The organism is Psychrobacter sp. PL15 (assembly GCF_035984995.1).
Classification (GTDB): domain Bacteria; phylum Pseudomonadota; class Gammaproteobacteria; order Pseudomonadales; family Moraxellaceae; genus Psychrobacter.
This window is the reverse complement of the sequence record NZ_JAXCIB010000014.1, coordinates 24,499-40,078: the sequence shown is the minus strand read 5'-3', so window position 1 is coordinate 40,078 and position 15,580 is coordinate 24,499. Positions and strand designations below refer to the sequence as shown.

The window sequence follows — 15,580 nt, the reverse complement described above, 5'->3', positions numbered from 1 at the left end:
AAAGTGAAAGGCCAAACGTGCTCGCAGGCTAGAGTGTCTACTACTGTCTTATTTTACAAAAAAAACAGCCAACAATGAACGAGCATTGTGGGCTGTTTGTATCTTAAAATCTCTGACGTATAAATATTCACGCTTTTACCGCTGTCATTTAGTCGACTCGGTAGTTTGGTGCTTCTTTGGTAATCTGCACATCATGAACATGCGACTCTTTCATACCAGCAGATGTGACTTTGATAAACTGGGGTTTGCTACGCATCTCTTCAATAGTCGCACAGCCAGTATAGCCCATCGATGAGCGCAAGCCACCAACCAATTGGTTAACGATACCCGCTACTGGACCTTTATAAGGAACGCGACCTTCAATGCCTTCTGGAACCAGCTTTTCGACCCCATCTTTGGCATCTTGGAAGTAGCGATCTGATGAACCGTTCTGACCTGACATGGCACCTAGGCTACCCATACCGCGATAGGCTTTGTAATAGCGGCCTTGGAACAGCTCAACTTCACCTGGCGCTTCTTCGGTACCTGCCATTAGTGAACCGACCATGATGCACGAAGCGCCAGCAGCGATAGCTTTTGCCATATCTCCTGAATAGCGAATGCCGCCATCAGCAATCAGCGGAATGCTATCTTGTAATGCACTAGCTACGCTATCGATAGCTGATATTTGTGGCACACCAATACCAGCGATAATACGGGTAGTACAAATAGATCCTGGACCGATACCCACTTTAACGGCATCAGCACCAGCGTCACGTAGGGCTTTTGCCGCATCACCCGTTGCGATATTGCCACCGATAACTTGAACATGTGGAAAGTTCTTTTTGATCCAAGATACTTTATCAATCACGCCTTTTGAATGTCCGTGCGCTGTATCAACAACAATAACATCTACGTCAGCAGCGATTAAAGCTTCAACGCGCGCTTGAGTGTCTGCGCCAGTACCGACGGCCGCGCCAACACGCAAGCGACCATGATCATCTTTACAAGCATTTGGGTTGTTTTCAGCTTTAGCAAAGTCATTAACGGTAATCAGACCGCGCAGACGAAAGTCATCATCAATAACAATGACTTTTTCGATACGGTGTTCATGCAGTAGTTTCTTAATATTCTCGTTGCTTTCACCTTCATGAACGGTGACCAGCTGTTCTTTTGGGGTCATGATATGACTGACCGGTAATGATAAATTGGTTTCAAAGCGCCAGTCACGATGGGTAACGATACCGACAACTTTATCAGTACCCTTCTCTACTACAGGCACACCTGAAATATTATTATCTTGGGTCAATCTTAATAGTTCACCAATAGTCATCTCTGGATGGACAGTAATAGGATCAACTACTGTACCCGCTTCGAATTTTTTGACGCGGCGCACTTGAGTGGCCTGCTTATCAATATCCATACTTTTATGCAAGATACCTAACCCACCTAACTGTGCCATAGTAATGGCCATTTCAGACTCAGTAACCGTATCCATAGCAGCAGAAATTAACGGTAAATTTAAGGTAATACTTTTGGTCAGGCGAGTAGACAGATCGGCAGTTTTTGGCAGGACTTCAGAATAGGCTGGTAACAATAAAACGTCATCAAAGGTGAAGGCTTCATGGACAATACGTAACATACATACCCCTAGCGGTGGTTATTTTGATGGGTGGGAGCTCAGTATTAAGGATCTCAATTAACAGTATGGCAGCCAGCAAACGCTAAATACAGATTCTAGGTTACAGATTCTAGATATAGGCGCTTACTAGAGTCAAAGGCTGTTTCAATGAGTGATCAATAATGCGGTAATACAAATGTAGCATCGACCGCTGCTTAATGACTCAGTTATCCCTTAAAAATAACGCCACATTATAACAAATAAGCCCGCCTCTCGCATAATAGTTTTGTCATCTCACTTTACAGCGGCGTATCTGTATTCCAATATTGTATACTCAACTGACACTCAAATAAGTAAAGTTTATAATTTATGCCACTAAAGCAGCTTTTGGGGTAATGACCATCAAAAATATGTCTATTGATGGCTGTCTTTAAAGGTAAAACGCTCTGTTGGTAGATACTCTTTTTGTTCCTGATTAATATAGCTGAGCATTTCCTCACGCACACTGCTTGCTAATATCCAAGCATTGTAAGGACTATTTGCGGCCTGACTGCCCCTTATTTTGATACTATTTTCACTGACTGATACTACAAATAGCTCAGGCTCCGACTTCCCATCCCATAACTCATTCGCCTTGACCACTTCAATATATTTTTGGCGTATAGTGTCGATATCAGCACCATAATCAAGATGTAAATACACCACACCAGTTTGGTGCGATTCGGTATGCGACCAGTTTTCTATGATTTCAGTAATAAGATAGCGCATCGGGACAATTAAGCGCCGCTCATCCCAGGTTTTTAGCACCGCATAGGTATAGCGTAAATCTTCGATAGTACTCCAATGACCTTCCATCATCACTGTATCGCCAATGCGTACTGGCTGAGTGATTGCCACCTGTATACCCGCAATAATATTGCCCAAGCTAGGCTGCGCGGCAACACCAATAACCACACCAGCAATACCTGCTGAGGTCAATAAGGCCCTACCAAGCCCATTAATATTGGTAAATTCACTAAGGCCAATCCAAATACTGCCTAGGATCATCACAAAGATAAACATGCGCCGAAATACTGATGCATAAGTACGGCGGCGGCGTCCTTTATCGAAGTTCTCTTCACTTAAATTTTCAATTTGTAAATCTTGGTAGCGATTGGCAAAAAAGTTGATGACTCGTATGCCGAGCCGCAGCGCGCTGAATACCAGGCCAAGCCAAATAATCGGACGGGTGGAGGACGCCACGGCATCTAAATAAGGAAAGCCACCGGAGACTAGAGTGAATACTAAAGAAAAGCTGATGGTAAACGTCAACGGCACGGTCAACTTACTGACCAAGTCCGCCACACTATTACTACTGCCAACATCGATAGTGTATCTTTTGTCGGCTGCAAACCGGTTGATAATTTTTTCGGTTCCTGTGCTCAGTAACCAACCCACACCCATAGTAAATGAGAAAAATAAAACGAGCGCTAAAAATTCCCATACGGCAATACTAAAAAACCGTAACCCCATCCAAGTAGGTAAATAACGCTCAAACTGCGTGGGTTGATATTGATCATAAAGACTGTCGATATTACCGACCGTTTGCTCAGAAAACACCCAAATCGGCGCATTATCCTCAACTCGCACACGTTGTAAATACATAGGTACACGGCGCTCACGGTATTCCATGTATCCGAGCTGAATAGAACGTCTGGGAATACCTGTCACGCTGTTATTACTACCAAGCGGTGGTTCAATCAGACCATCAGGGCGATCGGGCAACTTATCAAAGACATATAGTTTTTTTTTGGTTAATAAAAAATCTAAACGCTTGGACAATTCAAGTGAGCGACTAAGCTGCACATCGCTATCAATCAAATTCATATTTAGCGCATAAGCGGCCAAATCAAACTGTTGCTTCATAATGGCCGACTGAAAAAACTCCAAAGTGGCCAGTGGCGTTGATAAATTAGGCGGCGTTGCTAATGGCGGTAACCCACTGTTGAGAGCGTCTAGCGGATAGTAGTTTTCATTGTACTCTCCTGTTAGGCTCGTCTCCCCTTGCAAATGCCCTGCTTGCTGCACAGCCGTTTGTTCAGTAGGGTTAATCGTTTCACGAGCTATTTCAGAGAGATCAATATTTTTATTTTTGATAGTTTCAATCTTCTGGGCGGCGTAATCAGCCAAGTTATCTGGCTCATTTTTGGTTTGTGCTGACGGATTGCGCTCTTCATTATCATTGGTAGCAGCCTGGGCAGGAATGTAAAGCAAACTAAGCAACATGACTAAAAAGCCAATCAATAATTTGACACTATTGCTATTAGCCTTATTAATAAAATTATTAATGTAGCAGGCATAAAGGTTGTTATCCGCCGCTTTTAATTCAGCATGATGAGTACAGAGATGACCAGTTTTAGTATTGATAAGCTTACAGTGGGTTTTCATAGCATTGAATTTATTGACCTAAATATTAATCCAATTTAAAACAGTCCGTAAAAAAAAGCCAGTGTAAGCTGACTTAATTTATTAGGGTTCGTATTTAATATGAAGTATTCGTATTTAATAGCGAAAAATAGCTTTTACAATCACGATAACAACCTTTAGGCGCGACGCCAGGTAGTGCCAGTGCGACTGTCTTCAAGCTCAATACCGGCCTCTTTCAACAGCACCCGAATCTCGTCGGCACGAGCAAAGTTTTTATTGGTTTTGGCATCGGCGCGTTCAATGATCAAATTATCAATATCAGAATCACTAAAGCTATCATCGCTCTCTTCACCGATAACGGCTTGTAAGAACTGCTGCACTGGCTGCTGTAATATATTGAGTACCTGTGCTAATGCTTTTAGCCGCTGCGCCAATTGCCATGCACTTTCCACGTCTTCAGCTTTAATAGCCTTATTAATGTCACGTGCCAGCCCAAATAAAATACTGATAGCAGCAGAGCTGTTAAAGTCATCATTCATGCCAGCGATAAACTCTTGTCCTGCCGTACTGGCATAAGCATTATTTATCAAGGTTTCGTTAACCTCTAATGTCTGTCCTTTTTGTCGCTCCGCGATCTTTAGCGCATGATATAGTCTGCTTAGGCTATTATGTGCTTCATCTAGGGCCACATCTGAGAAATTGACTTGGCTGCGATAATGGCTGGATAGTAGAAAGTAACGCACGGTTTCAGGATGGTATTTTGCCATCACATCGCGAATGGTAAAAAAGTTATGCAAAGACTTGGACATCTTTTCGCCATCGACGTTAATAAAGCCCACGTGCATCCAATTACAGGCGTATTCACAACCAGTAGCCGCTTCTGACTGCGCAATCTCATTTTCATGATGCGGAAACTGTAAATCATGACCACCACCATGAATATCGAAGGTATTGCCCAAGCATTTAGTCGACATCGCCGAGCATTCAATGTGCCAGCCTGGACGACCTTGACCCCAAGGTGAGGCCCATTGTGGCTCATTTGCTTTAGCTGCTTTCCATAACACAAAGTCAAATGGATTGCGCTTAACGTTTTCAACCTCGACCCGTGATCCAGCTTGCATCTCATCTAAGTTGCGCTTGGACAATTTGCCATAGTCAGCAAAGCTATCGACGGCATAATAGACATCACCATTATCAGCAGGATAGGCGTAATCGCCGGTGACTAGGGTCTCAATCATCTGCTGCATCTCATCGATATGATCAGTCGCGCGCGGTTCCGCATTAGGCGTTAAGCAACCAAGCGCGACGGCATCTTCGTGCATCGCTGCGATAAAACGCTGCGTTAATACGCCAATATCTTCGCTATTTTCTGCAGCACGGGCAATAATCTTGTCATCAATATCGGTGATATTGCGGATATAATTGACCTCATAACCCAACTGCTTGAGCCAACGTACCGCCAAATCAAAAGCCACTAGCACTCGCGCATGACCAATATGACAATAATCATAGACCGTCATGCCACACACATACATGCCCACTTGACCAGCATTAAGCGGCGTGAATGTCTGCTTACGTCCAGTCATCGAATTATAGATGGACAACTGCGACATGGCATCGGCAAGTGGTGTGGTAGTCATAAAATAGCCTTTAGGTAAAAAATTAAATTAGGTGTTAACAACAGGAATAAAAATAAAAAAACGGGCAATAATGCAAAAAATAGCATGCAGATAGTCTAATATTAAAGTCTAAACGTAGCGCAGCATAATGTAACCAATCTAACGATCTCAACGACAATGGGTCTTAGCAAAATGTATCTTAGCGAAAATGCTTGTAAAATACTACAATGAGCTAGATTATGGGAGATGTTCACTTATAAACACTGAGTGTTAGAAACTTACCCCTCCCTATAAACTGCACGATAAATGAGTACACCTAAGGAAAAACAATGGGCAATCGCTTAAGTAAAATTTACACTCGTACTGGAGATGATGGCACCACCGGTATGGCCGATGGTAGCCGCGTCAGCAAGGCCGATGACTTGTTCAGCGTAATGGGCGATGTCGACGAGCTTAACTCGCATATTGGCCTAGTACGGGCACACTTTGCCCAAGCGGTAGCCGCAGCGGATGCCAATACGCAGCCGTTACCTGACCGTCTACAACAACAGGAAGGGCAGCCAGCAGGCGCTGATTTTACCCAGGCCTTGGTTATTATCCAGCATCTATTATTCAATGTTGGTGGTGAGCTGGCGATGCCAGAGTATCAAGCGGTGTACGCCAGCCATATCGAGTGGTTAGAGCAGCAAATTGATGCCATGAATACCACTTTACCGCCGCTCAAAGACTTTATTTTGCCGACCGGTTCAGTATTGGTCAGCCAACTGCATGTCGCACGTTGTGTCTGCCGCCGTGCCGAACGCCAAGCAGTGATACTACAACAACAACGCCCACAAGCCATTCGTAGCACTGCAGTAAGCTTAATCAATCGACTGTCTGATTGGTTATTTGTAGCTGCTCGCTTCTGCACTGACCCTGAGCAAGTTTCTGAAGTCTTATGGGACAGCCAAGTTTTACAAAAACTTGAGGGTAATGAATAGCTGCATTGTTACTGGCTAAAAACCTTACGGTTGTAACTGAAAATGTTTTTTGCCAAAACGCCCGCAACTTTAGTCAGTTGCGGGCGTTTTATTTTTATACTATTTTTACACTATTTTTTTACATCAAGTTTTGCATCAATATCAAATTATAAACCAATAACAGATTCTTGAATTAAGCACAAAGTGAACCTTTAATAAGTGGCGCTATCATCTTCGATAATGACCATATCAATACTATCATCTTTTGGCACCGACGCTGGAGCAGTAGGTGTGGCTGGCGCTTTAGCATCAGTACTCGGCGTTACAGCCTCTTGAGGGGTATTTGAAGTACTGCCTGGTGTGCTGTCTTGATTAATGGTGGGCGGAGTCGCAGGCTGTGCAGGCGTAGATGGTGTTACCGGCTTAGGCTGACGAGTAGTCTGAGTTTGGTTGCTACTGGCATTATTATTTTGCGTAGCGTCGCGGCGACGGGGCGCTTCTTGAGCAGGGCTCGGCGTACGCTGACTGTCCATAGCTGACTTTAAAACCGAACTTGCCATGACATCTGCCACTACTGTAATCAGTGCGGGCTGTCCGGCAATACGGGTGCGTACTTGGCCACCTTGAGTGCTCACGACATAAGAAAAGGCATCATCAACCAGCATATTGTTATTGATACGAATATTATCCTGAGCGAGACGAGTTTGTAAGCTGGCCTGATTGTTCGCCGCTTGTACTTGACTGGCTTGATACAGATCTTCACTAGGCAAGGTCATGCTGACACTAGCCTGACAAGTGGTCATGCCATTGGCGTTGGCTTCTTGCAGGATTGCCGCATTTTGCACATCAATGAGAATACCGTTTACTTTCCCATTAACTGTGGCACCGCTTAAACTAATTTCTGCACTGTTGGCATAACTGGCGGCTAACGTTTGCGCCTGCTGATTGAGCGTAATTTTTAGCGCAGTTTTGAGACGGTCTTGTACCATCGGGTCATCACAATTAATGGCAGGAGCGACCGCACTATCATTAGTGACGGGTTGCTCGATAGCAGCATCTGCATCTTTACTGTCCTCAACCTCATCTGAGCGGCTACACCCAGCAACTGCCAATCCGCATATCATACCGATACCGGCGACTTGCTGCCATTTGATCCATTTATTACTCGCTGCGCTCATACTTAATTTACTCCCGATTTACTGATACGTGCCACTGTCTATGGACAGTGTTTGATATCTATACCGCAACAACCGCTACGATAGATTTAAAAACCAAACCATTATACGAGGTTTGAATAAGGTGGTCATCAGTGTAGCTCATTGATATGCAAATAAAATCCATCAACGGCCTTAAAACCTACCTTTGGTTGCAAAAACATAACAAACCCTCATATTAATCCTTAGCCCCTACTACCAATTTGGCAAATCATTGAATATTAAGAGCAACATAGCCATTACCAATAGATAGATAAACCACTGTTTGCTTATCTGAAATCCATGCAGCATGGTTTAAAAGATCGCTATGTTTAGTAGCTAACAATATTTTCGTTTAACAGCTCATTAGATTTTCGCCAGATCTTGTTATATCCTGTTAGGACGTGTTGGACATTTTTTCGCCATTAATTTACCCCCAATGTTCAGCAGACCCTGTTAGGCGTTACAAGTTATTAACTTGTATGGACTCACTTAAAAAAAGGGAGTGGTTAATCATCATGATAAACCTTGAAAACACGCAACTGATTGGTCATCGTGGCGCTCGCGGCGAAGTGCTAGAGAATACCTTGTCTGGATTTCAGCATGCTTCTCGCTTGAGGCCGCGTGGCTTGGCAGGAATTGAGTTTGACGTACAGCTGACAGCTGACGAGCATTTAGTGATCTTTCATGATGAAACCCTACAGCGCTTATGCGGTTTGCAATCCCGTATTGATCAATTGAGCCTGATTGAAATTCAGCGTCAACTGCAATCAGGACATCAGATCATCAGTCTAGACATGCTGGCGCAAGCACTGCCTTCCTCCACGCCACAGAAACACACGCTAAATAACTTATTTGGTGGGTCTAGATTTGATGGGTCTAGGTTTGCTGGGGCTAGGATTTCTGACAATACTAATGATGATTCCCTAACAACAGCCGTGCATAAACTCGCACAATTTACCCATATTGAACTAGAAATTAAAACGCACCCCCGCACTAATTATTCAAAATTAGTTGGCGCGTTAGCGCGCTACTTGGTGGATACCCCACTTGCTGGGCTACCTATTGTGCTCACCAGCTTTGATCTACAACTACTCGCTCAGCTGCAGCGCAATAAATTATTGACCCATATGCCCAGAGGCTTACTGGCACACACACCAGAATTATTGGCGACTGCGCCCAATAAGGCATTGCAACTGGGCTGCACTCGACTTGGGGTCTATTATCCCCTACTGACTCAGTCAGTCATCCAACATTGCCACCGTCACAATTTACCAGTGAGCGCTTGGACAGTAAATGATATTGACAGTATTAAACAACTTGTGAAATGGCAAGTCGATGTGATTATTACCGATATCCCAACTCAACTATTATAAATACCTAACAAATATTCATATTATAAATATCCAATTGTCATAATTATAAATACCTAGTTATTATAGATGAGTCGTTTTTACTAATAGAGGGCTGCCATGAATATTTAATATTTATGACTGGTCTGTATTACTTAAATCATGATCAATCGTTGGCGTTAATAAGACGTTGATTACTGTTCAGTTATTATGAATAAATCGTTAGTTTTACTACGATAAAAGCTATTAATATTTACGGCTCTAAAACCTTACAACAGACCTTAGATACGGTGTTAAAAATTTAACATATCTTGGGTGCTACTTACACTTTTACTCAATACCTGGTAGGTGACGCGATATTCACAGCAATAACTTGTATATATCTATACAAGTTATTGTTATCTAGCAATATTTTTATAGTGCATAGGTGTTCACTTTCTTCTCTTTTTGATGTAATATAGGGTATTGAAGTTAATACCGTTAGGGATATTATATGATTGCAAAAAAAGCACTTGGCTTACCGCTTAAAGGCTTACGTTTCGCTATCAAATCTGGCAGCACACTAGTGCAGAATGCCACTATTCAAGCGACGCGCTTTAAAACGCGGTTCGACGATAACAAGGCGAATAACGCACTCAATGAGCAGCGCGCAGCCACTAGTGACTATACCAATAATTCGTCTGCCTCTACTAAGAGCGGCGATGTCTCTATGAGCGAGACCATCGACGTGCGTGAACTTGAGTTCACAAAAGCACCGATTAATTGGATACCCGCAGCGATCTTGGTAGCCACGCCGCTTGCTGCTGCAGTCATTACTCCTTGGTATCTAATGACCCATCAAGTCAGCGCACCCGTTTGGGGCGTATTCGGCGTCTTGATGGTCTATACAGGTATGAGTATTACTGCAGGCTATCACCGTCTATTGTCGCATCGTTCTTATAAAGCGCATCCGATAGTCAAAAACTTCCTATTACTGGGCTCTACACTAGCGGTACAGGGCTCTGCGTTTGACTGGGTTTCTGGGCACCGTAGCCATCACCGTCATGTTGATCACAAGTTAAATGACCCGTACTCAGCACGGCGCGGCTTTTGGTTCAGTCACGTGGGTTGGATGCTACGCAACTATCCTAGTGGTAAGTTTGATTATAAAAACATCCCTGATTTGACCAAGGATAGAACCTTACAAATTCAGCATAAGTATTATGGTCTGTGGGTGGTAGCGGCTAACGTCGGCTTAGTAGCCGCTATTGGTTGGTTGATTGGTGACGTTTGGGGTACCTTAGTACTGGCCGGTTTGCTACGTTTGGTACTGACCCATCACTTCACCTTCTTCATTAACTCATTGTGTCATATGTTTGGAACGCGTCCTTATACCGATACCAACAGTGCCCGTGATAACTCTATATTAGCGATCTTTACCTGGGGTGAGGGTTATCATAACTATCATCACTTCTTCCAGTATGACTATCGTAATGGTGTGAAATGGTGGCAGTATGATCCAACTAAATGGTTAATCGCTGGTTTGTCAAAAGTGGGCTTAACGACTGAGTTACGTACTATTGATGACACCACTATCAAGCATGCTGAAGTACAAATGCAGTTCAAACAAGCGCATCAACACATCGATACGGCAAATGCGGATGGCATTGATATTCCTCATGCTATGCAAAGCTTCCAAGATCGTATTAAATTTGAATACGATGCCTTCACCCAAACGGTTGAAGAATGGCAAGCGCTGAAAGCCAAAGCTATCGAAATGAAAAAGACTGAGTTCGCTGACCGTTTGCATGAAGTCGATGACAACCTCAAGTTTGAATATGCCAAGATCGAGCAAAAGATTCATGAGCATAATGACAACTTGAAAACAGCGTTCCGCTCTATCGGCCAGAGCAGTAAAGCCGCTTAAAGCTGACTGAACCTAGACGTCACTGTTTAGTTAAGCGTTACTGTTCTCAGTCGGATTAGTGTACTTATTACAACGTTTCTCCTTCCCCCTCATCTACTATGGATGAAGGGGGTTTTTTTGTTTAGAGCTTGGTAAAAAAGTTAAAGAACAGTATAAAATAGGCTAACAAAAAATAGATTACAAGACCGTGACAGTGTAGCTCGATGCCGTATTAAGCCTATGTTATAGTGGTTTTATCTACCTTATGTTTTAATGGAAATACCTGATATGCGCTATCAAAACACCTACGCCAAATTAGATCCACGTCTTCATCATAAGCAACCGCCAACACCACTTGATAACCCACGTGTCGGTCATTTTAATACTCAAGTTGCAGAGCAATTAGGCTGGGCAGAAAACAGCGATTTAATGGCCCGCTGGGTTGATATTATCGGTGGTCATTACCTACCTGCCGAATTTGAACCTTTGGCGATGGCCTATGCCGGTCATCAATTCGGTCAATGGGCGGGGCCATTGGGTGATGGTCGCGGCTTATTAATGGCCCAAGTACTAGATAGTAATGATAATTTACAAGATTTGCATCTTAAAGGCTGCGGTCTGACACCCTACTCTCGCATGGGTGACGGACGGGCGGTCTTACGCAGTACTATAAGGGAGTATTTGGGTGGTCATGCCCTAACTCAACTTGGGGTTCCCTCCTCTAATGCGCTCGGCTTTGTGGTATCTGATACACCTATCCGCCGTGAGCGTATGGAAGCCGGTGCCGCATTGATGCGGGTCGCTGACAGCCATATTCGTCTCGGTCATATCGAATGGATTGCTAGCTTTGCTCCTGACTTACTCAGCGAGTTCACTGATTATATGATCGATACTTATTATCCAGAGTGCCGCGATAGTGAGACGCCAGTACTGGCTTTCTTACAAGCGGTAGTCCAACGTACAGCACGAATGATTGCTGACTGGCAACTGACTGGCTTTGCTCATGGGGTAATGAATACCGATAATCTGTCTATCACTGGCAGCACGTTAGACTTTGGCCCGTTTGGCTTTATGGAGCGCTTTGATCCGGCGTGGATTAATAACCATTCTGACCATGGTGGGCGTTATGCTTATCAGAACCAGCCGGCTATCGGCCATTGGAACCTTAATGTGTGGCTACCACACTTTATGCGCTTAACCCAAGCGGGCGTGACTCGTGATAGTTTGGCTGAATGCCTGGCCCCTTATGAGCCCACCTTTATGCAGCACTATCAGCAAGGGCTGTGCCGTAAGTTAGGATTACCGCACCAGTCAGCCAGTTTGACCTTGGCCTTTGAGTGGCTAACCTTGTTAGAAGACAACTTACTCGACTACACCAACAGCTTTCGGGCGCTACTGGGTTTGGTCGCGCCAGATGACCACCCCCATGAGCAACAGCTACTAGCAACCATGGTCTCTGAGCTTGACGGTGAGGCGCTACAAGTATGGCAAGAGTGGCGTACGCGCTATCTGACACAGATTGAGCAACAAAGCGAGCTATCAAGTACCAATATATCAAATGCTAATATGTCAACTTCCGAGGTCATTAAAGGGTTACAGAACAACAATCCCGTTTATGTCTTGCGCAATAGCATGGCGCAACACGCTATTGACGCTGCTGAACAAGGACAGTTTGAAGAAGTGGCACGTTTATACACGTTGCTCGCCAGCCCTTATCACGTACAAGATATTGCCACTGAACGTGATAGTAGCCCGCCGGCTCCTCATGCACCGCAACTGCCGATCAGCTGCTCATCATAAGGTTTATGATGAGTATTGATTGATATTTGTTTACTAGTTTGGTAAAAAATTAGTATTATCAACTGGCTAAATGTTCAATATCAATTTATTATATTATCTGCGTGTTTCATCTCGGTTGGCTAGCCAGCGAATTGCTAATAATGCTAGAATAACTGTCTCACAAGATTGCTGTTTTTTACGCTGATTTCCAACCGCCAAGCGCTACCCTCTCAATTTAACGGCCCCCTCCAATCATCACATGCAATAATGATTGTGAGGGCTAAACGTTAGTTTTTTTATCACTGTTTGTTTTATTCCAATTTCTTCTAACCATGGCAATTACTATGAATGACGATACCAACCTGAATACGGATAACCCTAATACGGAAAGAGAGCAGTTTGAACAGGCTGCCTTACATTACCATTCACACCCAAGACCGGGTAAAATTTCGGTCACGCCTATCAAGCAGTTGGCCAATCAACGTGACCTGGCCTTGGCTTATTCACCTGGTGTGGCAGTACCTTGTCTTGAAATCCAAAGAGATCCAACGCTAGCCGCCAAATATACCGCACGTAGCAATCTAGTGGGTGTTATCACTAACGGTACCGCGGTATTAGGTTTGGGTAATATCGGTCCATTGGCCTCAAAGCCGGTGATGGAAGGTAAAGGGGTTTTATTCAAAAAATTCGCTGGTATCGATGTTTTTGACATTGAAATTGCCCAGAATGATCCAGACAAGTTCATCGAAGCCGTTGCTGCTCTTGAGCCCACATTTGGTGGTATTAACCTAGAAGATATCAAAGCCCCAGAATGTTTCAAAATTGAGCGCGAATTGCGCAAACGTATGAACATTCCAGTGTTTCATGATGATCAGCACGGTACCTCAATTATTGTTGCGGCCGCCATGCTTAACAGTTTATTACTCACTGGCAAAAAAATTGAAGATCTCAAAATTATCTGTTCAGGCGCAGGCGCAGCAGCAATTTCATGCTTGAATCTTATTTGCGCCCTTGGTGTGCAAAAAGATAATATCTACGTTTCTGACTCACGCGGTATCATTACTACTAGCCGTGACAATCTAGATGAATCAAAACAGCTTTATGCCCGTGACACCGAAGCCACTACCATTGACGAATTGATTGATGATGTGGATATGTTCCTAGGGCTATCTATGCCAGGGATCTTGACCGCCGATATGGTTCGCCGTATGGCAAAAGATCCAGTTATCTTTGCCCTTGCCAACCCAACGCCTGAAATTATGCCTGAAGAGGCACATGCAGTACGTTCAGACATCATCATGGCAACCGGTCGCTCAGACTATCCAAACCAAGTTAATAACGCGTTGTGTTTCCCTTATATCTTCCGTGGCGCATTAGATGTTGGTGCAACGACTGTTAACGAAGAGATGAAAATTGCCTGCGTGCGCGCAATTGCTGCTATGGCACATGTTGAGTCAACGCCAACTAACAATGTTAAAGACATCGAGAGCATGCAAAGCTTTGGTAGAGACTACTTGATCCCAGGTCCACTGGAGCCAAACCTGATCATCGAAATCGCTCCTGCCGTCGCTAAAGCCGCGATGGATTCAGGCGTTGCTACCTTACCAATTGAAGATCTTGATGCCTATCGTCAGCGTCTGTCTGAGTTTGTCTATAACTCAGCCTTTGTTATGAAACCAATCTTTGCCCGCGCTAAATCAGACCCAAAACGTATCGTCTACTGCGAAGGTGAAGACAGTAATATATTACTAGCCGTACAAGTAGTGGTCGATGAACAGCTCGCCCAACCAATCTTAGTCGGTCGCCCTTCAGTTATCGAAAACAATATTGCCAAGCTAGCGCTACGTTTAAAAGATGGCGTCAACATCACTATCGTTAACATTGATGATGATCCACGCTATAAAGACTATTGGCAGGGCTATTATGACAAGAACAAACGTAACGGAGTCAGTATCGAGCTTGCACGCCGTGATGTGCGACGCAAAACGTCATTAATCGGTGCGCTACTAGTCGAAAACGGCGATGCGGATGGCATGATTTGCGGTACATTTGGTCACTATCAACTGCATTTAAAATACGTTCAAAACGTCATTGGCAAAAAACAAGGCGTTAGCGACTTTTATGCGATGAATGCGGTCTTGATGCAAGATCGTAATATCTTTATTGCCGATACTTATATCCATGAAGATCCTACTGCTGAGCAATTGGCTGAAATGACAGTATTGGCTGCGGATCAATTACGCCGCTTTAGTATTACCCCACGAGTCGCACTAGTATCGCACTCTAACTTTGGTACTTCTGATCGCGCCAGCGCCGTGAAAATGCGCAAGGTATATGAACTGTTGACAAAAATGAATGTTGATTTTGATTTTGACGGCGAAATGCAAGGCGATGCAGCTCTTGACGAACGTATTCGCATAGAGGACTTGCCATCAAGTCAATTTAAAGGGGCAGCGAACTTGCTGATCTTACCGACGCTAGATGCGGCGAATATCTCCTTTAACCTGCTCAAAACAGCAACCGGTAGCGCGTCTATTGGTCCTATTTTATTAGGTTCCAATAAACCAGTACATATCCTAACACCATCAGCGACCGCGCGCCGTGTGGTCAACATGACTGCCCTTGCGGTCACTGAAGCCCAAGATTTAGAAAGCGAGGCCGCCGCCGCTAAGGCATAATGAGCACTAAATAAAATGGATACGCATATATACCACTCTGCTACTATTATTAATTGATGGTAGCAGTCTGTTATACTAAAACCAGTCAGTGCCATTGCAATAACGGCGC

The 15,580-nt window shown here is 44.1% G+C and carries 9 protein-coding genes; 5 read left to right on the top strand and 4 right to left on the bottom strand.

Annotated elements, in window-relative coordinates; genetic code table 11:
• Positions 1–148: 148 nt before the first annotated feature.
• The 3 genes from guaB to cysS form a co-directional block, all read right to left on the bottom strand.
• The gene (gene guaB, locus RCH20_RS10935; protein ID WP_201558144.1) at positions 149–1,621 is read right to left on the bottom strand and encodes an IMP dehydrogenase; all 1,473 of its coding nucleotides are present in this window, start codon (positions 1,619–1,621) and stop codon (positions 149–151) included.
• 393 nt (positions 1,622–2,014) lie between these two features.
• On the bottom strand, positions 2,015–4,027 hold the full coding sequence (locus RCH20_RS10930; protein ID WP_327193599.1) for a mechanosensitive ion channel family protein: 2,013 nt from the start codon (positions 4,025–4,027) through the stop codon (positions 2,015–2,017).
• Positions 4,028–4,182: 155 nt separating this feature from the next.
• Positions 4,183–5,646: a cysteine--tRNA ligase gene (gene cysS / locus RCH20_RS10925; protein WP_327193598.1), complete on the bottom strand. Its 1,464-nt coding sequence runs from the start codon at positions 5,644–5,646 to the stop codon at positions 4,183–4,185.
• A 308-nt stretch (positions 5,647–5,954) separates the two neighbouring features.
• Between cysS and RCH20_RS10920 the strand changes: the two genes are divergently transcribed.
• Positions 5,955–6,605 carry a cob(I)yrinic acid a,c-diamide adenosyltransferase gene (locus RCH20_RS10920; RefSeq protein ID WP_209957024.1) on the top strand — a complete coding sequence of 217 codons (651 nt, stop codon included), beginning with the start codon at positions 5,955–5,957 and terminating at the stop codon, positions 6,603–6,605.
• Between the two features lie 191 nt (positions 6,606–6,796).
• Here the strand turns inward: RCH20_RS10920 and RCH20_RS10915 are convergent, their stop codons facing one another.
• Positions 6,797–7,762 (bottom strand): hypothetical protein, encoded by a 966-nt coding sequence (locus tag RCH20_RS10915; RefSeq protein WP_327193597.1) that lies wholly within the window; start codon positions 7,760–7,762, stop codon positions 6,797–6,799.
• A 533-nt stretch (positions 7,763–8,295) separates the two neighbouring features.
• Between RCH20_RS10915 and RCH20_RS10910 the strand changes: the two genes are divergently transcribed.
• From RCH20_RS10910 to RCH20_RS10895, 4 genes are all read left to right on the top strand, one after another.
• Entirely contained in the window at positions 8,296–9,153 is an 858-nt protein-coding gene (locus RCH20_RS10910) for a glycerophosphodiester phosphodiesterase (RefSeq protein ID WP_327193596.1), read from the top strand.
• A gap of 685 nt (positions 9,154–9,838) precedes the next feature.
• Positions 9,839–11,035: an acyl-CoA desaturase gene (locus RCH20_RS10905; protein ID WP_209959067.1), complete on the top strand. Its 1,197-nt coding sequence runs from the start codon at positions 9,839–9,841 to the stop codon at positions 11,033–11,035.
• A gap of 267 nt (positions 11,036–11,302) precedes the next feature.
• The gene (locus tag RCH20_RS10900) at positions 11,303–12,814 is read left to right on the top strand and encodes a protein adenylyltransferase SelO (protein WP_209957017.1); all 1,512 of its coding nucleotides are present in this window, start codon (positions 11,303–11,305) and stop codon (positions 12,812–12,814) included.
• A gap of 323 nt (positions 12,815–13,137) precedes the next feature.
• Complete coding sequence (locus RCH20_RS10895) at positions 13,138–15,471, top strand: NADP-dependent malic enzyme (protein WP_209957015.1); 2,334 nt, start codon at positions 13,138–13,140, stop codon at positions 15,469–15,471.
• Positions 15,472–15,580: the final 109 nt, after the last annotated feature.